Source organism: Patulibacter ginsengiterrae (assembly GCF_056269115.1).
In genome coordinates, this window is the sequence record NZ_JBWDOG010000001.1 from 348,304 (window position 1) to 372,185 (window position 23,882).

At 72.7% G+C, this 23,882-nt stretch carries 23 protein-coding genes; 4 read left to right on the forward strand and 19 right to left on the reverse strand.

The window, feature by feature from the left end:
* Window positions 1-17: 17 nt before the first annotated feature.
* The 8 genes from ACVUH9_RS01535 to ACVUH9_RS01570 form a co-directional block, all read right to left on the reverse strand.
* On the reverse strand, window positions 18-491 hold the full coding sequence (locus ACVUH9_RS01535; RefSeq protein ID WP_475753252.1) for an ATPase: 474 nt from the start codon (window positions 489-491) through the stop codon (window positions 18-20).
* Between the two features lie 245 nt (window positions 492-736).
* Window positions 737-1,255: a pantetheine-phosphate adenylyltransferase gene (gene coaD, locus ACVUH9_RS01540; protein ID WP_475753254.1), complete on the reverse strand. Its 519-nt coding sequence runs from the start codon at window positions 1,253-1,255 to the stop codon at window positions 737-739.
* Window positions 1,252-1,791, reverse strand: a complete 540-nt coding sequence (gene rsmD / locus ACVUH9_RS01545) for a 16S rRNA (guanine(966)-N(2))-methyltransferase RsmD (protein WP_475753256.1) — start codon at window positions 1,789-1,791, stop codon at window positions 1,252-1,254. The genes coaD and rsmD overlap by 4 nt, the downstream gene beginning before the upstream one ends.
* Window positions 1,788-4,031, reverse strand: a complete 2,244-nt coding sequence (locus ACVUH9_RS01550) for an ATP-dependent DNA helicase RecG (protein WP_475753258.1) — start codon at window positions 4,029-4,031, stop codon at window positions 1,788-1,790. Before ACVUH9_RS01550 ends, rsmD begins: the two co-directional genes overlap by 4 nt.
* A gap of 47 nt (window positions 4,032-4,078) precedes the next feature.
* Complete coding sequence (locus ACVUH9_RS01555) at window positions 4,079-5,749, reverse strand: DAK2 domain-containing protein (protein WP_475753260.1); 1,671 nt, start codon at window positions 5,747-5,749, stop codon at window positions 4,079-4,081.
* A 46-nt stretch (window positions 5,750-5,795) separates the two neighbouring features.
* Window positions 5,796-5,987, reverse strand: coding sequence for a 50S ribosomal protein L28 (gene rpmB / locus ACVUH9_RS01560; RefSeq protein WP_475753262.1), 192 nt, complete (start codon window positions 5,985-5,987; stop codon window positions 5,796-5,798).
* Between the two features lie 71 nt (window positions 5,988-6,058).
* Window positions 6,059-6,382: a hypothetical protein gene (locus tag ACVUH9_RS01565; protein ID WP_475753264.1), complete on the reverse strand. Its 324-nt coding sequence runs from the start codon at window positions 6,380-6,382 to the stop codon at window positions 6,059-6,061.
* A gap of 96 nt (window positions 6,383-6,478) precedes the next feature.
* Window positions 6,479-6,826, reverse strand: a complete 348-nt coding sequence (locus ACVUH9_RS01570) for an ArsR/SmtB family transcription factor (RefSeq protein WP_475753266.1) — start codon at window positions 6,824-6,826, stop codon at window positions 6,479-6,481.
* A 111-nt stretch (window positions 6,827-6,937) separates the two neighbouring features.
* On the opposite strand from ACVUH9_RS01570, the gene ACVUH9_RS01575 reads away from it, so the two are divergent.
* On the forward strand, window positions 6,938-7,351 hold the full coding sequence (locus ACVUH9_RS01575) for a hypothetical protein (RefSeq protein ID WP_475753268.1): 414 nt from the start codon (window positions 6,938-6,940) through the stop codon (window positions 7,349-7,351).
* A 90-nt stretch (window positions 7,352-7,441) separates the two neighbouring features.
* Here ACVUH9_RS01575 and ribH read toward each other — a convergent pair whose 3' ends face one another.
* From ribH to ACVUH9_RS01600, 5 genes are all read right to left on the reverse strand, one after another.
* Window positions 7,442-7,930, reverse strand: coding sequence for a 6,7-dimethyl-8-ribityllumazine synthase (gene ribH / locus ACVUH9_RS01580; protein ID WP_475753270.1), 489 nt, complete (start codon window positions 7,928-7,930; stop codon window positions 7,442-7,444).
* Window positions 7,927-9,258 carry a bifunctional 3,4-dihydroxy-2-butanone-4-phosphate synthase/GTP cyclohydrolase II gene (locus tag ACVUH9_RS01585; protein WP_475753272.1) on the reverse strand — a complete coding sequence of 444 codons (1,332 nt, stop codon included), beginning with the start codon at window positions 9,256-9,258 and terminating at the stop codon, window positions 7,927-7,929. The genes ribH and ACVUH9_RS01585 overlap by 4 nt, the downstream gene beginning before the upstream one ends.
* Window positions 9,255-9,890 (reverse strand): riboflavin synthase, encoded by a 636-nt coding sequence (locus ACVUH9_RS01590; RefSeq protein WP_475753273.1) that lies wholly within the window; start codon window positions 9,888-9,890, stop codon window positions 9,255-9,257. Before ACVUH9_RS01590 ends, ACVUH9_RS01585 begins: the two co-directional genes overlap by 4 nt.
* A gap of 1 nt (window position 9,891) precedes the next feature.
* Window positions 9,892-11,019, reverse strand: coding sequence for a bifunctional diaminohydroxyphosphoribosylaminopyrimidine deaminase/5-amino-6-(5-phosphoribosylamino)uracil reductase RibD (gene ribD, locus ACVUH9_RS01595; protein WP_475753275.1), 1,128 nt, complete (start codon window positions 11,017-11,019; stop codon window positions 9,892-9,894).
* A 117-nt stretch (window positions 11,020-11,136) separates the two neighbouring features.
* The gene (locus ACVUH9_RS01600; protein WP_475753277.1) at window positions 11,137-12,669 is read right to left on the reverse strand and encodes a hypothetical protein; all 1,533 of its coding nucleotides are present in this window, start codon (window positions 12,667-12,669) and stop codon (window positions 11,137-11,139) included.
* Between the two features lie 388 nt (window positions 12,670-13,057).
* On the opposite strand from ACVUH9_RS01600, the gene ACVUH9_RS01605 reads away from it, so the two are divergent.
* Genes ACVUH9_RS01605 through ACVUH9_RS01615 form a run of 3 tightly spaced genes read left to right on the forward strand, consistent with a single transcriptional unit; the run spans window position 13,058 to window position 16,290 of the window.
* Complete coding sequence (locus ACVUH9_RS01605) at window positions 13,058-14,116, forward strand: glycosyltransferase family 2 protein (RefSeq protein ID WP_475753279.1); 1,059 nt, start codon at window positions 13,058-13,060, stop codon at window positions 14,114-14,116.
* A complete protein-coding gene (locus ACVUH9_RS01610; RefSeq protein ID WP_475753281.1) occupies window positions 14,117-14,773 on the forward strand; it encodes a class I SAM-dependent methyltransferase in 657 nt (218 codons plus the stop codon). It begins immediately after the preceding gene.
* A 35-nt stretch (window positions 14,774-14,808) separates the two neighbouring features.
* On the forward strand, window positions 14,809-16,290 hold the full coding sequence (locus tag ACVUH9_RS01615) for a lipopolysaccharide biosynthesis protein (protein ID WP_475753283.1): 1,482 nt from the start codon (window positions 14,809-14,811) through the stop codon (window positions 16,288-16,290).
* A gap of 110 nt (window positions 16,291-16,400) precedes the next feature.
* Here the strand turns inward: ACVUH9_RS01615 and ACVUH9_RS01620 are convergent, their stop codons facing one another.
* The 6 genes from ACVUH9_RS01620 to ACVUH9_RS01645 all read right to left on the reverse strand — a co-directional run bounded on the left by ACVUH9_RS01620 (window position 16,401) and on the right by ACVUH9_RS01645 (window position 23,820).
* Window positions 16,401-18,908: an ABC transporter permease gene (locus tag ACVUH9_RS01620; protein WP_475753285.1), complete on the reverse strand. Its 2,508-nt coding sequence runs from the start codon at window positions 18,906-18,908 to the stop codon at window positions 16,401-16,403.
* Window positions 18,909-18,958: 50 nt separating this feature from the next.
* On the reverse strand, window positions 18,959-19,702 hold the full coding sequence (locus ACVUH9_RS01625) for an ABC transporter ATP-binding protein (protein ID WP_475753287.1): 744 nt from the start codon (window positions 19,700-19,702) through the stop codon (window positions 18,959-18,961).
* Window positions 19,703-19,965: 263 nt separating this feature from the next.
* Window positions 19,966-20,658, reverse strand: a complete 693-nt coding sequence (gene rpe / locus ACVUH9_RS01630; RefSeq protein WP_475753289.1) for a ribulose-phosphate 3-epimerase — start codon at window positions 20,656-20,658, stop codon at window positions 19,966-19,968.
* Window positions 20,659-20,934: 276 nt separating this feature from the next.
* On the reverse strand, window positions 20,935-21,153 hold the full coding sequence (locus ACVUH9_RS01635) for a YfgJ family double zinc ribbon protein (protein ID WP_475753291.1): 219 nt from the start codon (window positions 21,151-21,153) through the stop codon (window positions 20,935-20,937).
* Between the two features lie 58 nt (window positions 21,154-21,211).
* The gene (locus ACVUH9_RS01640) at window positions 21,212-22,807 is read right to left on the reverse strand and encodes an ABC transporter permease (protein WP_475753293.1); all 1,596 of its coding nucleotides are present in this window, start codon (window positions 22,805-22,807) and stop codon (window positions 21,212-21,214) included.
* On the reverse strand, window positions 22,807-23,820 hold the full coding sequence (locus ACVUH9_RS01645) for an ABC transporter ATP-binding protein (protein ID WP_475753295.1): 1,014 nt from the start codon (window positions 23,818-23,820) through the stop codon (window positions 22,807-22,809). Before ACVUH9_RS01645 ends, ACVUH9_RS01640 begins: the two co-directional genes overlap by 1 nt.
* Window positions 23,821-23,882 lie beyond the last annotated feature (62 nt).

Consider the following 23,882-nt stretch of genomic DNA (forward strand, 5'->3'; position numbering starts at 1 on the left):
GACGACCGGGCGCTCGGCTAGCGCTCGGCGCCCTCGAGCTCAGCGTCGTCCTTACCCTGCAGGCGCTCGCGCCCACGGCGCACGGCCGCGATGAACTTCATCAGGTTGACCTCGAGCGTGTTCAGGATCTCGTCGGCGTAGTCCTCCGCCCCCAGGCGGATCTCGCGCTCGCGGGCGCGGGCCTCGTCGACGATGTCGTCCGCTTCGCGCTCGGCGAGCTTGACGACCTCCTGCTGGGAGACCAGCTCGATCTGCTGCTCCTTGCCTTCCTTGATGATCCGCTCGGCTTCGCGCTTGGCCTCAGCCAGCATCTCCTGCCGTTCCTTCACGATCCAGCGTGCTTGCTTGATCTCTTCAGGGATCGTCGCTCGCATCTGGTCGAGGATGTCGAAGATCTCCTCGCGGTCAACCCGAACCTGATCCGTGAGCGGGACCGGCTTCGCGTTGTGTACGAGGTCGTCGAGTTTGTCGATGAGGACCAGAACGTCCATAGCACACTTCCGTTTCGCGGTTGCCGGGCCGATTCCTTCTTTTCGGTCCGACGGATCCCGCGCACGGCCCGCAAGAGCGGAACCGGGTGGGTGAGGGTTGGGTTGGTCCCTTACATCCTGCCGCATGGCGGCGGCGGGGACCAACAACAGGGACGCGGACTGCAAGACGGCGCCCGCGGCCGTGCGCCGCGCGGAGGGCGCGCGGCGGACGGAACGACGGGATCAGGCCCGCCGCGGAGGCCGGCTCAGGACTCGTCGCGCGGGCTCGGGACCCGCTCGGCCAAGGCCGCGGCGACGGGTGCGGGAACGAGGCCGTCGATCCGGCCCTCGAAGCGCGCCAGCTCCTTGACCCAGCTCGACGAGAGGAAGGCGAACTGCGGGCTGGCCATCACGAACACTGACTCGATGTCCGGCGCCTGCTGACGGTTGAGGTGGCCCATCTCCATCTCGTACTCGAAGTCGGAGATCTGACGAAGGCCCTTGACGATCGCCTGGGCCCCGATCCGCCGCGCGTACGAGACGACCAGCTCGTAGAACGGCTCGACCCGGACGTTGTCGACGCCGGCCGCGGCGAGCGCGTCGCGGATGAACCCTAGGCGCTCGTCGATGGTGAACAGCGCGGTGTTCTTCCGGGCCGACTGGTTGACGACGGCCACGACGACCTCGTCGAACAGCCCGGCGGCGCGCTTGATGATGTCTAGGTGGCCGTTGGTGACCGGGTCGTAGCTCCCCGGGACGACGGCAATGCGATTCGCGGTTCTCATGCTCCGTAGATGCGGATCAGGGTGTCCCCGTAGCGGCGCTCGTCCGAAAGCTGCAGGGCGAGGACAAGCGGTTGGCGGCGGTCAGATTCCGTCACCACCCGTGCCCCCTCCCGCAGGAGCGGCCGCATCCCCTCGTCGAGCACCGGTCCAAGCCGGTCCGCGTCGCGATAAGGCGGGTCGAGCAAGACGAGATCGTATGCATCGCCGCCCGCGGCTGCGTCCCGCAGGTGACGGAGCGCGTCACGAGCGACGACGGTGTGCTCGTCCGGCTCGGCCCCGACTCCTGTGAGATTGCTCCGAAGTGCCGTCAGGGCCTGGCGATCGCGTTCGACGAAGGTGACGTGCGCGGCCCCGCGCGAGAGCGCCTCGATCCCGAGCGCCCCGGTCCCCGCGAAGAGGTCGAGGACGCGCAGGTCGTGCAGCGGACCGAGGATCGAGAACAGCGCCTCGCGGACCCGGTCGCTGGTCGGCCGGGTGTCGAGGCCGCTCGGAGCGGTCAGCCGTCGCCCGCCGAACCGGCCGGCGATCACCCTCATGCGGGGATCGCCTCGGCGACCGGCTCGTCGGTCCCCGCCCGCCGCGCCTGGAGCGCATCGCGCAACGGCACGTGGATCGGGTCCGCGAGGTCCGGGTCGACGCGGTGCAGCTCCTCCGCGACGTCACGGGCCCGCAGCAGCAGGTCGCCGTCGTCGGGCAGCCGCGCAACCCGGAAGCGGGCGGTGCCGGACTGGCGGGTGCCGAGCAGCTCGCCCTCGCCGCGCAGGCTGAGGTCGACCTCCGAGAGCGCGAAGCCGTCGCTGTGCGAGGCCAGCGCCCGCAGTCGTGCGGTGCTCTTGGGCCCGAACAGCAGACAGGTCGACGCGGCGGCTCCCCGGCCGACCCGGCCACGTAGCTGGTGGAGCTGGGAGATCCCGAACCGCTCGGCGTTCTCGATCAGCATCACGGTCGCGTTGGGCACGTCGATCCCGACCTCGATCACGGTGGTCGCGACCAGCACGTCGGCCTCGCCGGCCGCGAACCGCTCCATCACCCGCTGCTTGTCGGCCGGCTTCATCTGGCCGTGGAGCAGCTCGACGCGGAGGTCGTGCAGCTCGCCGGAGGAGAGCCGCTCGTGCTCGGCGATCGCCGAACGCGCCTCGAGCGCGTCGCTGTCGTCGACCAGCGGGCAGACGACGAACGCCTGGTGGCCGGCGGCGACCTCCTCGCGGATCCGGTCGTAGGCCCGGGCGCGCTCGCGGTCGCTGGCGCAGACGTGGGTCGCGACCGGCTGGCGGCCCTTGGGCAGCTCGCGGAGCGCGACGACGTCGAGGTCGCCGTAGGCCAGCAGCGCCATCGTCCGCGGGATCGGGGTCGCCGTCATGTGCAGCATGTGGACCGCCCGCTCGCCGTCGGCGTCGGGGGCGGCCTTGCGGTCGAGCGCGCTGCGCTGGCGGACGCCGAAGCGGTGCTGCTCGTCGACGATCGCCACCGCCAGCGAGCGGAACACGACCGGATCCTCGATCAGCGCGTGGGTCCCGACCAGCAGCGGCAGCTCGCCGCTGGCCAGTCGCTCCAGCAACGGCCGGCGGCGGGCGGCCGAGGTCGATCCGGTCAGCAGCCCGACCGGCACCATCGCGTCGGGCAGCAGCGCCTGGATCGTGCGGAAGTGCTGCTCGGCGAGGGTCTCGGTCGGCGCCATCAGCGCCGCCTGGTACCCGCACTCGACCGCCCGCAGCATCGCGTGGAGGGCGACCACCGTCTTGCCGGAGCCGACCTCCCCCATCAGCAGCCGCTGGAGCGGCTCGACGGTCCCGAGCGCGTCGCCGTTGGCCGCGATCGCGCGCTGCTGGTCACCGGTCAGCGGGAACGGCAGGCTCTCGCGGACCCAGCGGTCGGTCAGGTCGCTCGGTCCGGTCAGCGCCGGAGCCGGCCGTCCCTGGCCGTGCTGGCGCCGGCGGCGGAGGTACTCCAGCTGGGTCAGCAGCAGCTCGTCGAAGGCCAACCGGCGGCGCCCGCGCTCGTGGTCGCCGAGGTGCCCGGCGTGGAGCGCGGCGACGCGGTCGGGCAGCCCGTGGCGGGCCCGCAGGCGGGCCGGCAGCGGATCGACCGCCTCGTGGAGGTCGTCCTGGACGTCGCGGACGCGAGCCAGGATCTCGATCGAGGTCAGGCCGTCGCTGGCCGGGTAGCGGGCGACGGTCGCCGCCGGGGCCACGACCACGCTCTGCTCCCCCTCCGACGGGGTCGGCGTCTCCTCCCCCTCCAGGCCCGAGGACGCGACGGCGTCGTCGAGCGACGGCGGGGCCGGAGCCGGATCGCTGCTCGGGGCGTGGGCCGCGACCGAGAACCGCCCCGGCCCCTTGAGCGTGCCGCTGAGCAGCAGACGCGTGCCCGGCGGGTAGCGCTCGAGCAGCCACGGCTGGTTGAAGAAGGCGACCCGCAGGACGCCGGTGCCGTCGGTGACCAGCGCCTCGACCAGCGGACGCATCCCGCGACGCCGAACCGGGCGGCTGGCGATCCGCTGGATCTCGACCAGCAACGTCATCCGCTCGTCGGGACGGAGGGTCCCGATCGTGCTGACCTCGCCGCTCTCGACCGGCAGGTGCTCGAGCAGCCCGCCGACGGTGTCGATCCCGAGGTTCGCGGCCGCCTTCAGCGCCTTCTTGCCCCCGAAGCCGCTGGAGCGCAGCCAGCGCGACGGACGCGGACGCCGGACCGGTGCCGCTCGCAGGTCGTCGACCGTCAGCAGCTCACCGGTGGCGAAGGCCGGGCGGGGCGAGGCGGGATCGGAACCGGACACGATCTCCGATGCTCCCCGATCGCCCGGATGGGAACCTGCCGGCCCCGTCACTCGGCCGCGACGAGCCACCACCAGGCGGGCTGACCGCCAGGCGTGACCTCGACCTCGACGCCGTCCGGCGCCAGCTGCTCGAGCTGGGCGTCGGCGAGCGGCACGTCGTCGGCGGTCAGGACGGTCAGGATCTCGCGATCGACCGCCAGCCGCTCGATGACCGTCCGCAACGTCGCCTCGGGTGCGCCCCAGGCGACCAGCTCCTCGCCGACGTAGCCGAGCGCGTCACCGACGCCGAAGCGCCCCTGCGGATCCTCGCGCGCGGACGGCGCGACGCCGCCGGTCGCCAGCTCGTCGAGCAGCTCCTGGAGGGCCGCGGCGTTCTCGTCGGCGCTCGCGTCAGGCAGATGGCCGACGGCGATCGCCAGGCCGGCCTGCTGCGAGCGGGTCGGCAGCACCACGACTGGTCGCTCCGCCAGCTCGGCGGCGCGGTCGGCCGCCATCCGGACGTTGGAGTTGTTCGGCAGCAGCACGACCTCGTCGGACGGCGCTGCCTCGATCGCCGCCAGCAGATCGGCGGTCGACGGGTTCATCGTCGGCCCGCCGTCGAGCACCGACGCACCGAGCGACCGGAAGACGTCGCTGATCCCGGCCCCCGAGACGACCGCCAGCAGCGCCGTCCGGACCCGCGGGCCGGACGCCTGCGCGCCGGCCGCGCCCGCTGCGGCGGACCGCTCGGCCCGGGCGGCGACCTGCTCGTCCATGTCGGCGACGTCGACCCGCGAGATCTCGCCCGAGCCGTCGAACAGGCCCATCGCGGCGTCGGGGTCGTCGGTGTGGACGTGGACCTTCAGCGTCTGCTCGTCACCGACGACGACGATGATCGAGTCCCCGAGCTCGGCCAGCTCGCGACGCACCCGCGACACGTCCAGGCCCTCGCCGGTGACCGCGAAGTTGGTGCAGAAGCGGAACGTCTCCGACGCGTGGGTGATGCCCTCGAGCCGCGCGGCCGCGTAGTGCTGGATGTCGAAGTCGCCTCCGGGAAGACCGGCGCGCAGCTCGCGGATCACGCCAGCGAACATCACCAGCAGCCCGAAGCCACCGGCGTCGACGACGCCGGCCTCCTTGAGCGCGGGCAACAGCTCCGGACCCTCGTCGAGGGCCCGCTGACCGGCGGCGATCGCCTCGCCGATGACGGCAGCGAGAGCCGTGGACTGCTGCTCCTCCCCCGCCATCTCGCCGAGCTGGATCGGGTCGAGCTGCGCGACCGCGTGCGAGGCCGCACCGGCCATCTCGCGCATCACGGTGAGGATCGTGCCTTCGACCGGCTGGCGGACGGAGTCGTAGCCGCGGCGCGCGGCCCCGGCGAGTGCGGCCGCCACCAGCGGCGGACGGATCAGCTCTCCCGGACGCGCGACCAGCTCCTCGGCGGCGCCGCGGATCAGCTGCGAGAGGATGACTCCGCTGTTGCCGCGGGCGCCGAGCAGCGCGGCGCGCGCCAACCGGCGGACCAGCTCCTCGCGTCCCAGGTCGCCCTGATCGCGGCCAGCGGCAAGCGCGTCGTCGAGCTCCTCGACGACCGCCTGCAACGTGAGGGCCATGTTGTCGCCCGTATCGCCGTCGGCGACCGGGAAGACGTTCAGGTCGTTGATCTCCTGGCGCCGTGATTCGAGGTGCGCCAGCGCTCCCGCCACGAGCTGGCGGAAGCGGACGATGCTGGGATCCACCGACGTCAACGTCGGACGTCCCATGGAGATGACGCGCCCGGAAGCGCTAGACGGCCTTCTGGACCTTGCCGGCCTTCAGGCACCGGGTGCAGACGTATGCGCGCGACGGAGCACCGTTCTGGACGATCCGAACCTTCTGAAGGTTGGCATCGAACCGGCGCTTCGTGGCCCGCATCGAATGACTCCGGCTCTGGCCGAAGGCCGGGCCCTTCCCGCACGAAATGCAAACCTTAGCCATAGACGAAGCAGGGTACCGGGTGATGGGGTCCGGCCGTCGACCGGGTCGGCCCCCGAACCCCGTCTACCGCGTCAACGTCGCTGCGGCTCGGGCTTCCGCTCCGGGACCGGCGGATGCTCGGGCCGACGAGCCGGCGACGGGAGCCGGTCCGCCAGCCGCCCCGGCTCGCGCATGCGCACGGGCGACGGCACGGCGTCGGGCAGCGGCGGCTCGTCGCCCCCGCCCCCCGACTGCGGAACCGGCGGACGTGACGGCGGCGGGCCACCGTCGTCGTCCCGCCACCAACCGCGCAGCTCACCACGGGCTTCGGCCGGAAGCAGACGCCAACCCAGGAAGATCCCCCCGATCGCGTGCGGGAGGAAGATCACGAGGAGCGCGAGAGACTCGCTGTCCATGAGTTCAGCTTAGCGCCTCGACCGGCCGCCATCGACCGCCGACGAGGTCTCGTCGACGACCCGTTCCGGGGCAGACGACGACCGGACCGAGCGGGCCTAGGCCGGGGTGACCAGCGCCGACTCGGCGAACAGCCGCCGCAGCTGCGCAAGCGCCGTCGGCGCGACGCGGAACCGGACGAAGTTGCCGTCGGGCTCGCGGACGAGCAGGCCGGCCCGCACCAGGCGCTTGAGGTGGTGGCTGACCGTCGGCTGACTGAGCTGCAGCGCACCACGCAGGTCACCCACCGACAGCGCCAGGCCGCCACTGTGCAGCAGCAGGCTGACGATCTTCAGCCGCTGCTTGTCCGCCAGCGCGTGCAGCAGCGACTCCAGCTCGGCGGCGTGCTCGTCGGACAGCGGCTGGTCGGCGAGCGGTGCGGTGCGGTGCAGGAACGGGCGGTCCACCCCCCGAACGGTAGCACCTACATCGATCGAGATCTATATTGACACCAGTCAATATCGCGCTAGCGTGGGTGGAGCAGCACAAGGTTCGGCAACGACCGAAGGAGCCTTCGAATGACCAACAAGCTGCCCATCCATTACAGGTTCGCCAGCGCTCTGATGCTCGCGGCCGCGGGGTCCTTCCTCGCGATCGTCAGCCGCATCTGGGCCACCGGCACGATCGAGTGGGTCGCAGCCGGGATCGGTGCCGCCGCCCTGCTGGGTGGCCTGGCGATGGCGGCGCGCGGCGCGCGCGGGATGATCGAGCGCGGCATCGATGGCCTGACCGCACTGCTCGGCGCCTGGACGATCGTCGCCTCGTTCGTCTACAGCGGCACGACACGCCTGGACCTGGCGCTCTGGGAGGGCGTTGGCTTCGCGCTCCTCGGTGCCGCGGGCCTGATCGTCCACGAGATGACCACCGAGCGCGTCGTCCACGAGCTCGAGGTGACGCACCGGGCCGAGCGGCGGGCCCCTGCCGCCCACTGACCAGCGTTGCCGGGCGCGCCGGCGGCACACGTCGGCGCGCCCTGCCGCCCCGTTCCCGCCCGCGACAGGCGGGAGCGGGGCGCTAGCGCACTACGCGCCGGCCAGCTGCTGGCGGAGCGCCACCAGCTGGAGCACCGCGTCGGCCGCGTGGCGCCCGGAATCGCGCTTGTCGCCGCCGGAACGGGCCAGCGCCTGATCCATGTCGTTGACCGTCAGCACCCCGAACGCAGTCGGTACGCCCGTGCTCAGCTGGACGTCCTGGATCCCGCGAGCGGCCTCGCCGCAGACGAAGTCGTAGTGGTCCGTCTCCCCACGGATCACGGCCCCGACGCAGGCGATCCCGGTGTAGCGGCCCGACTCGGCCAGGTACTTGGCCGCCAACGGCAGCTCGAAGGCCCCGGGGACCTCGAAGACGTCGGCCGGAGCGGCCTCGGTCGGCCGCGGGCTCGTCGGTGCCGACTGCGCCTCCCAGCGCGTCGTGGCCGCCTCGGCGAAGCTCGCCTGGGCGCCGGCGATCAGCCGGTCGGCGAGATCACGGTAGAAGGTCGCGGCGACGATCGCGAAGCGCTGGTCGCTCATGCCTGCTCCTCCGTGGCCACGTGCTCGGCGGCGGTCCCGTCGGCGACGTGGTCCCGCGCGTGCTCCTCGCGGAGCATCTCCTCGTCGAGCGCCAGGCCCTGGTGGTGGAGCGTGTGCCCCATCCGCTCGCGCTTGGTCCGCATGTAGTCCACGTTGTGCTCGTTGGACGCGTGCTCGATCGGGACCTGGGCCGCGACCGAGAGCCCGTAGCCCTCGAGCCCCCGGATCTTCTTCGGGTTGTTGGTCAGGATCCGGATCGAGCTGAGGCCGAGGTCGACCAGGATCTGGGCGCCGATCCCGTAGTCACGCAGATCGGCGGGCAGACCGAGCTTGAGGTTGGCGTCGACGGTGTCGTAGCCCTCCTCCTGCAGCTTGTAGGCCCGCAGCTTGTTGAGCAGGCCGATCCCGCGGCCCTCCTGCGACAGGTACAGGAGCACGCCGGCGCCCTCCTGCTCGATCATCGCCAGCGCCGACTCCAGCTGCTCCCCGCAGTCGCAGCGGAGCGAGTGGAAGACGTCCCCGGTCAGGCACTCGGAGTGGACCCGGACGAGCACGTCGTCGGTCCCCGAGACGTCGCCCTTGACCAGTGCGACGTGGTGCTTGTCGTCGACCAGCGAGCGGTAGCCGACGGCGGTGAAGGTCCCGAACGCGGTCGGCAGGTTGATGTCGACGACCCGCTCGATCAGCCGGTCGTTCTTGCGGCGGTAGGCGATCAGGTCGGCGACCGTGATCATCTTGAGGCCGTGCTTCTCGGCGTACGGGATCAGGTCCGGCACACGGGCCATCGTCCCGTCCTCGTTCATGATCTCGCAGATCACGCCCGACGGGTGCAGGCCGGCCAGCCGCGAGAGGTCGACCGACGCCTCGGTCTGCCCGGTCCGCTCGAGCACGCCGCCCGGCTTGGCCTTGAGCGGGAAGACGTGGCCGGGGACGGTCACGTCGCGGGGGCCGGAGAGCGGGTCGATCGCGACCTTGACGGTCTGGGCGCGGTCGGCGGCGCTGATCCCGGTCGTGACGCCCTCGCGGGCCTCGATCGAGACGGTGAAGGCGGTCTCGAACGGCGACTCGTTCTTGGCGGCCATCAGGTCGAGGCCGAGCTCCTCGCAGCGCTCGGGGGTCAGCGTCAGGCAGATCAGCCCGCGCCCCTCCTTGGCCATGAAGTTGATCGCGGCGGCGTCGGCGAACTGCGCGGCGCAGACGAGGTCGCCCTCGTTCTCGCGGTCCTCGTCGTCGCAGACGATGACCATCTTGCCCTGGCGGATGTCCTCGATCGCGTCCTCGACGCGGTCGAAGGGCTTCGCCAGAGTGCGGGGGGAGGTATCGCTCACGAACGGTCCTTTGCGGAGAGCAGCTTCTCGACGTGCTTGGCCAGCACGTCGACTTCGAGATTGACGGGGTCCCCCGGACCGACCCGCCCGAGCGTCGTCCGCTCGAGGGTCTCAGGGATCAGGGAGACCTCGAGCGCGGCGTCGTCGATCGCCGAGACGGTCAGCGAGACGCCGTCGATCGTGATCGAGCCCTTCTCGACCACGTAGCGGAGCAGCGACGGGTCGTCCGGGGCGATCCGGACCACGCGCGAGAAGCCGTCGGCGGTGGTCGACTCGACGGTCCCGGTCGCGTCGACGTGCCCCTGCACGATGTGGCCGCCGAAGCGGTCGCCTGCGGCCATCGCCAGCTCGAGGTTGACGCGGGCGCCGACCACGGCGGCCGCCGAGAGGCTCGTCCGCCGCAGCGACTCGTTCATCACCTCGGCGACGAAGCTGGCCCCGGGCTGGGCGGGGTCCGTTGACTCCGCCGACTCGCCGACGGCCGTCAGGCAGCAGCCGTTGACGGCGATCGAGTCGCCGGGTCGCAGATCACGGGCGAGCGGCGTGCGGACGCGCAGCCGCACGCCCTCGTCGCCGCTCAATCCCTCTACCGCCTCGACCGCGCCGAGGTCCTGCACGATGCCGGTGAACAACTCACCACTCCTTGAGGCGTGCGATGGTCAGGAGGTCGTCGCCGACCAGCTCGCGGTGCAGCTCGACCGGACGCGCAGCGTCCGCGATCCGCTCGACGCCCTCGCCCCCGATCAGGCCCGGAGCCTGGCGACCACCGAGGATCAGCGGGGCGACGAACAGCCGCAGCTCGTCGATCTCGCCGGCGTCGAAGAACGCGCCCGCGAGGTGCGAGCCGCCCTCCAGCATCAACGAGGTCACGTCGCGCTGGCCGAGCTCGGCGAGCGCCGCCCGCACCCGCGAGTGCTCGTTCTGGCCGGAGACGACGATCACCTCGACCCCGGAGGCCCGCAGCGCGTCGGTCGCCGAGCGCGAGGCGGCGCGGCTGGTGATCACCGTGACCGGCGCGCCGTCGGCCGAGGCGACCAGGCGCCCGTCGAGCGGCAGCCGCGCCTCGGAGTCGAAGACGACCCGCCGGGGCTGCCGGAGCTGCTCGTCGGGAAGCCGGGCGGTCAGCTGCGGATCGTCGGCCAGCGCGGTGCCGATCCCGACGACGACCGCGTCGACCTCGGCCCGCCAGCGGTGGGCCAGGTCACGCGAGGGGCCGCTGCTGATCCAGCGCGAGTCGCCGGCGTGCGTCGCCAGCCGCCCGTCGAGGCTGGTCGCGGTCTTCATCATCACCCACGGCAGGCCGGTGCGGGCGTGCTTGCGGAAGGGCTGGTTCTGACGGCGGGCGCGGACCGCGACGTCGGAGGCGGGGTCGGCGACGGAGACCTCGACGCCGTCGTCGCGGAGGATCCCGAGGCCGCGGCCGCTGGCCTTGACCGAGGGGTCGTCGGACGCGACCACGACCCGGCCGAGGCCGGCGGCGACGATCGCGTCGGTGCAGGGCGGCGTCCGGCCCTGATGGCAGCACGGCTCGAGCGAGACGTAGATCGTGGCCCCGGTCAGGTCGGCGTCGCCGCAGGCCGCGATCGCGGCGACCTCGGCGTGGGGACCACCGGCCTCGGCGTGCCAGCCCTCGCCGATCGTCTGGCCGTCCCGCGCGACCACCGCCCCGACCATCGGGTTGGGGCTCACGTAGCGTCGGCCGCGCTCGGCCAACTCCACCGTCCGGCTCAGCAGAGCCTCGTCACGCGCATCGATCGTCATCCGGACATCCCAGGATAGGGTGCCGGCGCTCCGGCCCCGGCCCCGCCGTCGATCGGCGGCCGTTGCGTTCACCGTACGACCGCCGCCAGTGCCCCCTCGGGGCCGCGGTCGGCGGCCTCAGCCGCAGTTCGCGTAGACGGCGTAGTTCGTGCTGGTGGCGATCCGCCGGAAGCCCGGCAGCGGGATCGCGTCGAAGGCCACGTCGTCGCCGACCGTCACGTAGGCCTGGCGGATCAGCGCCTGGCGGGTCGCCGGCACGATCAGGACGCCGCGCCGCGGCAGACCGCCGCTACGGACGTCGGGCACCGCTCGCAGCGCCGCCTGCCGGTCGAGCGTCAGCTCGGAGAACGGCAGCGGCTTGCCCGTCTTCGGGCCCTTCGTGTACTGGAACTGCTCGGGCCGCAGCATCGAGCGCGGCAGGACCTTCGTGACCCCGGCGTCGAGGATCCAGCGCGAGTCCGGGACCAGCTTGTGGTTCGGCGTCCAGAGCGGGCCGCAGCGGAGCGCCTCGCGGACCTGCGGCTGGTCGAGCACGGCGACGAGGTTGCGGTGGGCGGTCCCGCGGAAGGTCAGGTCGTTGTCGATCGAGCCCGGCTGGACGCGGTCGACGGCGACGACCGCGACCCCGATCGCGGCCAGGATCGCCGCCCGCGACCACCAGCGGCGGAGGCGGCCGGCCGGCAACATCGTCCAGCCCATCAGCACGAACGCCGCGAAGATCAGCAGCAGCACGGCCGGGACCAGGAGGTAGCGGTCGATCACCGAGAAGCCGCCGACGCCGATCATCAGGAAGGTCCCGATGCCGGCCAGCAGCAGCACGAGCAGGATCCCGATCCGCCGCGGCACGATCACCAGCGCGGCGACCACGCCAACCGCCCCGGAGAAGAACAGCGCCGCCCCGTCGATCCCCTTGAGGTAGGCGAACGTCGCGTGCGGCATCTCCAGCGGACCGCGGGTCCGGCCCAGCGACTCCGCGAGATCCGAGGTGTGCGTCAGCGAGAAGAGCGGCTCCCCGGTCACGACGTAGTCGACGGTGACCCAGATCAGGGGGGCGACGATCCCGGCGAAGAGCCAGCTGATCCCGCGGACGCTGAAGATGTGGCGGAAGCTCGGCTGCCAGGCCATCCAGAGCGCGTAGAGGCCGCCGAGGACCCACGCCTCCGGGCGCAGCAGCCCCGCCAGCGAGAGCATCAGCAGGACCGGCCAGCCGCGGCGCGGGCGCCGCAGCTCGAGCACCGCCGCCCAGACCACCAGCGCCATGTACGTGACGTCGAGGTAGCCGCGAACGGCCAGCATGATCAGGTTCCAGTTGACCACCAGCAGCATGCCGGCGACGAGGCCGACCCAGCGGTTGAAGGTCTCCTTGCCGAGCTGGTAGAGCCCGGCAGCGAGCGCGGCGACCGAGACCATCGCGCAGAGCACGAGGAAGCGGTCGACCCCGCGCCCGAAGGGCGTCAGCCCCATCGAGAAGAGGATCGAGAGCGGGTGCTCGGTCGGAGCGCGGAACGCGTCGAAGACCGGCTTCTGCCCGTCCCACAGCTCCCGGGCCCAGAGCAGCGTGTAATAGCTGTCGTAGTTCGGGTACGTCGGATAGGCGATGAAGATCGCCAGCAGACCCGCGCAGAGCAGCAGGAACGCGATCAGTGGCAACCGGCCGGCGATGCGTGCACGGGTCGTGTCGTTTCGGCCGTCCAAGATGCGTCGGCGAGTCTACGGGACGTCGCCGCCGAGCCGTGCTGCCCCCACCGGCCCGCTCCGACGACCGCCCCGCCCGTCGTCCGCACGAGCCTCCGCGCGGGGTCCGTCCCGCTCGGCCGGTCCGGGCTCCCGGGCGCGGCTCCGCGCCTCCGGACGGCCGTGGCGCGGGGCGGGACCGGCGGCGGCTCTGGAATACTCCTCCGGTTCCACGCCATCGCTTCGTTGCGCGTGCCCATGCCGTGACTCCGCCGCCCGGGCGAACGACGGACCCCACCGGAACGTCGCCGTGCTCGCTACGTCACGTTGCCGGGCCCCACCCGCCCAACCCTCGCTGAGCCCCATGAAGCTGATCATCCAGATCCCCTGTTTCAACGAGGAGCAGACGCTCCCGACCACCCTCGACGACCTGCCGCGCTCGGTTCCCGGGTTCGACACCGTCGAGTGGCTGGTGATCGACGACGGCTCGGTCGACCGTACGCTCGAGGTCGCCCGTGAGAAGGGCGTCGACCACATCGTCAAGCTGACGAACAACAAGGGCCTTGCGGCGGGCTTCCAGGCCGGGCTGGACGCCTGCCTCAAGCTCGGCGCCGACGTGATCGTCAACACCGACGCCGACAACCAGTACGACGCGTCGTACATCCCCGACCTCGTCGCCCCGGTCCTGGCCGGCGAGGCCGACATGGTCGTCGGCGACCGCCAGGTCCACACGATCGAGCACTTCTCGCCGCTGAAGGTCCGGCTCCAGAAGCTCGGCTCGGCGGTCGTCCGTCGGGCGTCCGAGACGGACATCGCCGACGCGACCTCCGGCTTCCGCGCCTACAACCGCGAGGCCGCGATCCAGCTGGCGGTCGTCTCCCGCTTCACCTACACGCTCGAGTCGCTGATCCAGGCCGGCAAGCTGCTGGTCGCGACCAAGCACGTGCCGGTCGGCACCAACGAGAAGCTGCGCGAGTCGCGGCTGTTCCCCTCGATGTGGGCGTACGTCCGCCGCAACTCGGTGTCGATCTTCCGGATCTACGCCCAGTACGAGCCGGTCCGCGTCTTCATGAGCATGGCCTTCGTGCTCTTCTTCCTCGCCTGCATCCCGTGGCTGCGGTTCTTCGTCTCGTGGGTCCAGGGCGAGGGCGCCGGTCACGTCCAGTCGCTGATCTTCGGCGGGGTGCTGTTCACCGCCGCGGTGATGGTCGCCGCGCTCGCGGTGATCGGCGACCTGCTGCACGGCCAGCGGATCCTGCTCCAGCGCGTCTTCGAGCGCGTGCGGCGGATCGAGTTGCAGCTCGGCGTGCCGCCGAGCCACTACGAGCCGGGCGCTCGCCCGACCGGCCAGGAGGCGACCACCGGCGCAAAGGCCGCGCCGACCGTCCAGTCCACCGATGAACAAGACGCACTGAGGTCCTGAGTGAGCACCGAGAGCACGAAGTCCGGTCCTGTCACGATCACGACGAGTGACGACGGGATCATCACCGGCAACACGTACGACAAGTACAACACCACCAACCCCGTCGCCAAGCGCCTGCAGGCCGGCTTCGAGCGGCAGCTGGAGGAGCTGTTCGTGCGGGCCGACCCCCAGTCGCTGCTCGACGTCGGCTGCGGCGAGGGCGTCCTCGTCCACCCGTGGGCGCAGCGGCTCGGCGACAAGCGCGTCGTCGGCCTCGACCTCGAGGAGCCGTCGATCCAGGCCGGCTGGGCCCAGCGCCAGGCGCCGAACCTCGAGTACAAGATCATGCGCGCGGAGAACCTCCCGTTCGCCGACGACGAGTTCGACGTCGCGACCGCGATCGAGGTCCTCGAGCACGTCCCGGACCCGGAGCACACCGTCGCCGAGATGGCCCGCGTCGCCAAGCGCTGGCTGCTGGTCTCGGTCCCCCGCGAGCCGATCTGGCGCGCGGTCAACATCGCCCGCGGCTCGTACCTGAAGGACCTGGGCAACACCCCGGGCCACCTCAACCACTGGTCGACGCGGTCGTTCAAGCAGCTGCTCGGGCAGCACGGCGAGGTCGTCGAGACCCGTCAGCCGTTCCCGTGGACGCAGCTACTCGTTCGCGTCGGCGACTGAGCCCTGCTGCACCCCGCTGAGATGGTCGGTCGCCGGTGAGCGCCACGCCGCCCGAAGAGGAGCCGGCGACGGCGCCCCGGCCGGCGGGGTCCGCCCCGCCGCGCGGCGCCCGACCCGCCGACGGGACCGCCGGGACCGGTGAGCTCCCCGCGGTCGGCTCCGTCCCCCCGGATCCGAACTTCGATCCGGACGGCGCGGTCTCCGACGAGATGGTCGCCGCCCCCGCCGAGCCCCAGGGCAGCGGCAGTGGGTACGGCGGCGGCGCCCGGCTGCTCTCGATCGGGATCGCCTCGACCGGGCTGCTGACCTTCCTCTTCTTCTCGGTCGCCTCGCACGCGCTCGGGTCGTCCGCGACCGGCCAGGAGCAGTACGGCCAGATCGCCACGATGTGGGCGATCCTGTTCACGGCGATGTCGGTCTTCTACCGGCCCGTCGAGCAGCTGCTGTCACGCACGATCGCGATCGCCCGGGCCAAGGGCGACGCGCACCCGTCGCTGCGCGAGCCGCTGCTGATCCAGGCCGGCTTCGCCGCCCTGCTGGTCGTCGCGGCGCTGGTCGCCCGTGGTCCGCTGCAGGACAACATCGGCTCGTCCTCGATGTTCTGGCTGCTGGTCGGGGCCGGCGTGGCCTACGGGGCGAGCTACTTCGCCCGTGGCTTCGTCGCCGGGCACGGCTGGTTCGGGCTCTACGGCGGGCTCGTGCTGTTCGAGTCGGTGGCCCGGATCCTGTTCCCGATCGCGGCCCTGATCGGGATCAGCTCCGGCCAGATCGCCGTCGCCGCCGGCATCCTCGCCGCGCCGCTGGCCTCGCTGCTAGTGGTGCCGTGGGCGATCCGGCGGGCGACCAAGCGGATGGCGACGGTCGAGGCCCGGCCGGTCGCCGCCGCCGGACTCAAGGCCGGCGGCTCGTTCGCGGTCGCCGTCGCGCTGATCCAGCTCGGCGAGCAGACGCTGGTCAACGCCGGCACGCTGCTGACCGCCGACAAGGCCGCCGCGGGTCTGATCTTCAGCGCGTTGCTGGTGACGCGCGCCCCGCTCCAGCTGTTCCAGGCGGTCCAGACGACGCTGCTCCCGCACTTCGCACGGCTGATCGCGACCGGTTCCCCGCACGAGATCGCCGTCGCGATCCGCAAGGCCGTCGGCTACATCGCGGCGTTCGCCGCGCTGGTGGTCGTCGGCCTGCTGGTGCTGGGCAGCTGGGTGATGCCGCTGCTGTTCGACGGCCAGAAGCCGCCCGTGCTCGGCCTCGCGATCGTCGCCGTCGGGATGGGCATGCACCTGACGGCCGGAACCCTCAACCAGGCCGCCCTCGCCCGTGGCCACGCCTGGTCGGCGGCCGCGGCCTGGGTCGCATCCGGACTGCTGTTCGTGATCTGGATGCTGGCCCGCCCGATCGACGACCCGCTGCTGCTGGCCGAGGTCGGCTACACCGCCGGGGCCGCGGTCCTCTGCCTGCTGCTGGCCGTCGTCTACCGGCGCCCGGCTCCGGCCTCCACCGCTTCGCCCGCCGCGGGCTGACGCGCGGCGGGCCGCTCACGGGGCGGGCCGCTCGAGGTCCGCGCGCGTCGCCTCCCGGAGCCGACGCCGGGGCGGACGTTCCGCCCGCCGACCGGCCGGCTCCGTCGCGGTCACTCGTCGGCGATCGCCACCAGGACCTCGGTCGCGGCGGCTCGCCGGGCGGGCCGGATCGCCGCCAGCACGCCGAGCGCGCCGGTCAGGGCCACCAGCCCCAGGATCTGGCCGATCGGCACGCTGATCGCGAACCCGTCGAGGGTCGTACCGACGGCGATCGCCAGCACGAAGCCGAGCAGGGCGCCCAGCAGCGCCCCGAGCAAGGCCGTGATCACCGCTTCCAGCAGGATCATCTGGCGGACCTGACGACGGGTCGCCCCGACCGCTCGCAGCAGGCCGAGCTCCCGGACCCGCTCCTGGATCGAGAGCGTCAGCGTGTTGACGATCCCGAACAGCGCGACCACCACCGACAGCGCCAGCAGCGCGTAGATCAGGCCCAGCAGCTGGTTGACCTGGGCGGTCTGCTTGTCGACCCAGGCCGACCGCGTCAGGGTCTCGGTGGCGGGGTAGTCGGCCTTCAGCGCCCGCGCCACCTCGGTCGTGGTTCCGGCGGCGAGCACGAAGAACGGGGTGGTCTCGCCGAACCCGGCCGCCGTCTCGGTGCTCATCACGATCCCGTTGATCGTCGAGGCGTTGCCCTTCACGATCCCCGCGACCTGGAGCCGCTGGCGCTTGCCGTTGGTCCCGGTCGCCACGATCGTCTCGCCGCCGCCGAGACCGAGGGTCTTGGCCGTGTCGTCGGCGACGTAGACCCGCCCGCGGCCGGGGTCGCGGACGCTGATCCCGCCGTCCCCGAGCTGGCGCACCCGGATCAACCCGTCGTCGAGCAGCTGCCCGTCGATCACGGTCGTCGTCGTGTCGTGACCGCGGACCTGGACCCGGCCGAAGGCGACCCCGCCCGCGGCCTCGACGCCGGGGGTCCGCCGGAGCGTCTCGACCAGCGATCGCGAGAGGCCGCTCGCCCCGCCCCCGCCGCCGCCCGACGACTGGACGACGACGGGAGCGGCCACGACCTGCTCGATGTCGCCCTGCAGCGTCTCTCGCAGGCCGGCCGCGAAGACCGTCGCGAAGACGACCAGCGCAAGGCCGATCATCAGTGCGCCGGAGGTCACCGCCGTGCGGCCAGGCTGACGGGCGGCGTTGTCCTGCGCGAGTCGACCGGGCAGCCCGAAGATCAGCCGCAACGGCCGCCCGAGCAACCGGGCGAGCGGCCCGACCAGCGCCGGGGAGACCAGCGTCGCGGCGACGAACAGCAGGCCGGCGCCACCGCCCGCGAGGATCGTGGCCGTGTCACCGGAGGCCGCTCCGAGTGCGCCGAGCAGGAGTCCGGTGACGCCGGCAACCGCGAAGGCGATCCCGACGAGCACCGGCCCACGGCGGACCGCCCCCTTGCCGGGCGGCGCTGCCGCCTCGCGCAGGGCCTCGACCGGCGCGACCCGGGTCGCGCGGCGGGCGGGCAGGAAGCTCGCCACCAGCGTGACCACGACGCCGACGATCAGGCTCACGAGGACCGTCCGGCCGCTGAAGACCGTCGCCGTCGACGGCATGTCGGCCCCGAACGCCTTCAGCAGCGCCCGCAGACCGGGGGCCACCGCGAACCCGAGCAGCATCCCGAGGACCGCACCGACGAGGCCGACCGCCAGCGCCTCCCCCGTGACCATCAGCCGGACCTGGCGGCGGCCGGCCCCGAGCGCCCGCAGCAGCGCGAACTCGCGCTGGCGCTGGGCGACCGTGATCGAGAAGGTGTTGAAGATCAGGAACGCCCCGACGAAGGTCGCGATCCCCGCGAAGACCAGCAGCACGGTCGGCAGGAACGAGATCGCGTCCTTGATGTCGGTCGCTTGCTTGGCCCCCTGGGCCTCGCCGGTCCGGACCACCGCGGTCGTCCCGACGGCCCGGCGGACGTCGTCCACCAATGCCTCGCCGCTGACGCCCGGGTCGCCCTGGACGCGGATCTCGTCGTAGTAGGCGTCGGGCTTGCGGTCGGCGAGCGCAGCGGCGGTCGGGGCCGTGGTGACCGCGACGGTCGCGCCCCCGAACGAGGCCGACCCGCTGCCGAGCTGCAACAGGCCGACGAGCCGCATCCGGCGGCGGGGTCCCTCGCCCTGGATCGAGACGACGTCGCCGAGCGTCGCTCCGGCCTTCTCGGCGGTGCTGCGGTCGAAGGCGACCTCGTCCGGGTGCGCCGGGGGGCGCCCCTCGACGTAGGAGGTCCCACCGAAGCCCGGCGGCATCACCGAGAACAGCAGCGACGGCGGTCCCTGGCCGCCGATCCGCGTCCGGCCGTCGCGCTTGAAGACGATCGCCTCGGCGGCGATCGAGCCTTCGGCCGCCTGGACGCCGTCGGCGTCGGCGACCCGGGCGACCAGGTCCCGCGGCAGCTGCCGTCCCGCGTCACCCTGCGGGTCGCTCGGCGCGCCGGGTGGCGTGGCCGGCGTGACGACCGCGCCGACCCCGCGGTAGCTCTCGGAGCCGATCGCGTCGAAGCTCGTGTTGATCGTGTCGGTGAAGATCAGCGTGCCGGCGATCAGCGCGACGCCGATCACGACCGCGAACGAGGTCATCAGCGTCCGTCTGGCTCGCGAACGCAGCGTTCGCAGCAGCAGCCGGACCATCAGCCGAGCTCCCGCAGGCGCGAGTGGACCTGGTCGCGGCCGCCGGCTTCGCCGTCATGGACGACCTGCCCGTCCTTGAGCACCACCAGCCGGTCGGCGAACGACGCGGCGTGGGGATCGTGGGTGACCATCACGACCGTCTGCCCGAAGGCGTCGACCGAGCGCCGCAGCAGGCCGAGCACCTCCTCCGACGAGCGCGAGTCGAGGTTGCCGGTCGGTTCGTCGGCGAAGATCACCGCGGGCCGGCTGGCGAGCGCGCGGGCGACCGCGACCCGCTGCTGCTGGCCGCCGGACAGCTCGCTCGGGCGGTGGTCGCGCCGGTCGTGGAGCCCGACGGTGTGGACGAGCTGGTCGATCCACTCGCGGTCGACGCTGCGGCCGGCGCGGCCGGCGATCGTCAGCGGCAGCAGGATGTTCTCCTCGGCCGTCAGGACCGGCAGCAGGTTGAAGGCCTGGAAGACGAAGCCGATCCGGTCGCGCCGCAGCTCGGTCAGGCCACGGTCGTCGAGGTCGGTGATCTCGATCCCGTCGATCGTCACGGTGCCGGCGTCGACGTGGTCGAGGCCGGCGATGCAGTGCATCAGCGTCGACTTGCCGGAGCCCGATGGCCCCATGATCGCCGTCAGCTGGCCCGCTTGGAAGTCGACGGAGACGCCGTCGAGGGCGGTCACCGCGGCCTCGCCGCTGCCGTAGGTCTTCCGCAGGTCGCTCGCCTGCACGATGGGGGTGGTCACATCCACCATCCAAGCAGGGCGGCGTGACCGGTACCCGGGATTCTGGGGCAATCCCCCGCAACCCCGGGGGGATCCCCCATCCGCGGGGCGGCGCGGTACGGGGCGGCCCGGTCGCCGGCGGCCTCGCGGTCTGCGCCGGCCGTGCGGTGGGCGACCCGTCGGAGGTCGAAGGCCGGGCGGCCGCCCGGCTTCCCGATGTCTTCTCCACCCCTACGGTGGACAACCCATCGGGAAGGCGCCCCGGCGCGCGGCGCGTCGGTGCCGCGCGGGAGCTAGACCGCGACCCCGCGACCCGCGGCGGCGGCCGCGGCCAGCGCGCGGACGGCCTCGCCCGGATCGGCCTGCCCGAAGACGGCGGAGCCGGCGACGAAGCTGGTCGCCCCCGCCGCCGCGCAGCCGCCGATCGTCGCGAGGTCGACGCCACCGTCGACCTGGAGCACGGCGTCGTCGGCCAGCAGGCCGGTCATCCGCTCGATCTTGTCGAACGAGGTCGGGATGAACCGCTGGCCGCCCCAGCCGGGGTTGACCGTCATGCAGAGGGCCAGGTCGACGAGCGTGGTCGTCTCCTGCAGGGGGTCGATCCCCGTGCCCGGGCAGAGGGCGAGGCCGGCGAGGGCACCGAGCTCACGGGCCTGCTGGAGCGCGAAGTGGAGCTGCGGGGTCGCCTCGGCGTGGACGGTCAGGACGTCGGCGCCGGCCTTGGCGAAGTCAGCGAGCTGACGTTCCGGCCGCTCGATCATCAGGTGCACGTCGAGCACCGCGTCGATGCCCTTGAGCGCGTCGACGACGATCGGCCCCATCGTGATCGGCGGGACGAAGTGGCCGTCCATCACGTCGATGTGGATGACGGTCGCGCCGGCGGCGACGACCTCCTCGACCTGACTCCGGAGCTTGCCGAAGTCGCTGGCGAGGATCGAGGGCGCGATGCCCGTCAGACGCTGGAGGCGGGGATCGGAACCGGTCACCAGGTCAGGGTAGCGAGCAACGGCTCGGCGCCCCCGGTCCCGTCCCTGACGACGCGCGTTCCACCCTCCGTCCGTTCCGCCCCCGGAGGTCGCCGCCACGAACCAGGTGCGACGTGCGACGGCACATGTCCGCAGACCAACCGCGGCGGTCACGTCTGAGGTGGTCGTGGACCAAGCAGGTCGGGGCGGGTGGTGCGAGAGCTGGCCGCCAGGCCTGCCGAGTGCCAACCGGCCCGAGATGCGCCGCGCGTCCACGGCCGCCTCAGACGTGACCGCCTAGACCTGGACGAGCATCGAACTGCCGCAGTGGTTGCACGCCAGCGTCGCGGTCTTCGACATCCGCACGATCGTGGAGTGCTCGCCGCAGTTCGGGCAGACCGACCGCAGCTCGTACCGCAGCAGGCAGTTCACGCAGCGGTACCGGCCCGGGAGATTCGTCGGGCGCAGCCACGGCTCACGACAGCCGGGGCAGCTCAGACCGAGATCGACCTCCATGCCAGCCACTATAGGAAGTCCCAGCCCGCAACCCCCGTACGCCTCCCGCCGCCGACGCTCATCCCACGTCCCTCAGCCGGAAACGGGCGAAGCCCGCCGCCAGCAGCGCGGCGCCGACCGCGAGCAGGCCGAGCAGCGGCGCGACCGAGAACGCGCCGCCGGGGAGCTGCGGGACGTGGCTGAAGGGGGAGGCGTCGAGCAGCCACCCGGGCAGCTTCAGGATCGCGCCGATCTGCCCGAGCAGCAGGAAGACGACCAGCGCCGCCCAGCCCCCGACCGCGGCCCGCGGAGCGGTCCCGAACAGCAGGAAGGTCGCACCGGCCAGGATCCAGGCGGCCGGGATCTGGACCGCGGCGGCCCCGAGCAGCTCGACGATCCGGCCGGAGACGTCGCCGCCGCGGATCCCGTCGGCGAGGCCCGCCCCGAGGCCGAGCACGAGCAGCAGGACGGCCGCACCGCCCACCGCGATCAGCAGGTGCCCGGCCGCCCAGCGCCCGCGGCCGACGGCCGTCGCCAGCAACGGCTCGACCCGGCCGGCCTGCTCCTCGGCGCGCAGCCGCAGGGTCGCCTGGACCGCGTAGGCGCCCGCCAGCAGCGCCATGATGCTGAACGTCGTCGCGTAGTAGGCGTCGGTCACCCCTTGCGATCCACCAAGCGCCTCGAGCAGGTCCTGGACCTGCTTCGTCCCGGTGAACTCGCCGATGTCGCGGGCGATCGAGCCGACGAGGACGCCGGTCAGGGCGAAGCCCGCCGTCCACCCGAGCAGCGCGGTCCGCTGCAGCCGCCAGGCGAGCGCGAGCGGCGTGGCCAGGCGGCGGCTCGCGCCGGCCGGCCCGGGGCGCTGCGGGAGCAGCCCGGCACCGAGGTCGCGGCGGGCGAGGGTCGCGGCCGCGGCGGCCACCAGCGCGACCGCAGCGACCAGCGAGATCGCCAGCGGCCACCAGCGGGCGTCGGCGAAGGCGCGGGTCCGGCTGGCCCAGCCGAGCGGGCTTGCCCAGCCGAGCCAGGTCGGCCCGCTCGACCCGCCCGCGTCGGCGACGGCCCGCAGCAGGAAGCCGAGCCCGAGGACGCCGCTGGCCAGACCCGTCGCCCCCCGGGCCGTCGGCGCCAGCTGGGCGGTCAGCGCCGCCACGGCGGTGAAGACCAGTCCGGTCGCGGCGATCCCGGCGGCGAACAGGATCGTGCCCGCGACCGGCCGGCCGATCACGACCAGGCCGACGGCCAGCAGCGCGGCCGCCGCCAGGTTCGCGAGCACGGCCACGATCAGCGCCGTCGCCAACGGGGCGTAGCGCCCGACGACCGCCGACCCGATCAGCTCGGTCCGACCGACCTCCTCGTCTCCGCGGGTGTGACGGACGACGATGACGATGCTCATCAGCGCCGCGGCGACGAGCGCGACGGTGCCCGTCCGCCAGGCGACCAGGCTGCCGAGCGAGCTGTCGTAGACGGGGCCGTAGAGCCCGAGGGTGGCCGGGTTGCTGCCGATCCCGCTGGCGAGCTTCTCGCGCGAGGCCGCGGTCGGGTAGATGCTGCCGATCGAGGCGCCGGTCGCGATCACCATCGCGGCGACGACGTAGATCCAGGCGGGCAGCAGGATCCGGTCGCGGCGGAGCGCGAGCCGCAGCAGCGTGCGGGTCCCGGTCAGGCGCTCCATCAGCACTGCTCGCTCGGGGTCGACGGAGCGGCCGACCCTACGCGGCCGTCGTCGGTCTCGCCGGCGCGCGGGACACCGCCGGCGTCCGCGGTGCCCACGGATGGATCGCTGCGGCCGTCCGCCGCGCCCGCCCCGTCGTCGTAGTGGCGGAGGAACAGCTGCTCGAGCGTCGGCGGCCGGCAGTCGAGGTTGCGGACGCCGATCCGGGTCAGCCGCCGCAGCAACTCGTCGAGCGCCGTCGTGTCGACCTGGCAGCGGACCGTGTCGCCGTCGACGGCGAGGTCGTGGACGCCCGCGAGCCGCTCGAGTCCCTCGGACGGGCCGGCCAGTTCGGCGACGACCGCGGTCCGGGTCAGGTGGCGGAGCTCGCCGAGGGTCCCGCTCTCGACCGTCCGCCCCTCGCGGATGATGCTCACGCGGTCGCAGAGCGCCTCGACCTCGGCCAGGATGTGGCTGGAGAGCAGGACGGTGCGGCCCCGCTCGCGCTCCTCGCGCACGCACTCCTGGAAGGTCTCCTCCATCAGCGGGTCGAGGCCGGAGGTCGGCTCGTCGAGGATCAGCAGCTCGACGTCGGCGGCGAGCGCGGAGACGAGCGCGACCTTCTGGCGGTTGCCCTTCGAGTAGGCCCCGCCGCGCTTGGTCGGGTCGAGCGCGAACCGTTCGATCAGGGCCTCCCGCCGGGCGGGATCGAGGCCGCCCCGGAGCCGGCCGAGCAGGTCGATCGTCTCGCCCCCCGAGAGGTTCGGCCACAGGACCACGTCGCCGGGGACGTAGGCGATCCGCCGGTGGAGCTTCGTCGCGTCGCGCCACGGGTCGCCGCCGAGCAGCGAGGCGCGTCCGCCGTCGGCCCGCAGCAGACCGAGCAGGACCCGGATCGTCGTCGACTTGCCCGCGCCGTTCGGACCGAGGAAGCCGTGGACCTCCCCCGTGTGGACCTCGAGGTCGAGCCCGTCGAGCGCCTGGGTGTCGCCAAACGACTTGCGCAGGCCGGAGACGTCGATCGCGGAGATCATGGCGGACACCATACTCTCTAATTCACGAATTCGTGAATCTTCTGAAGAGAGTAGATTCTAGA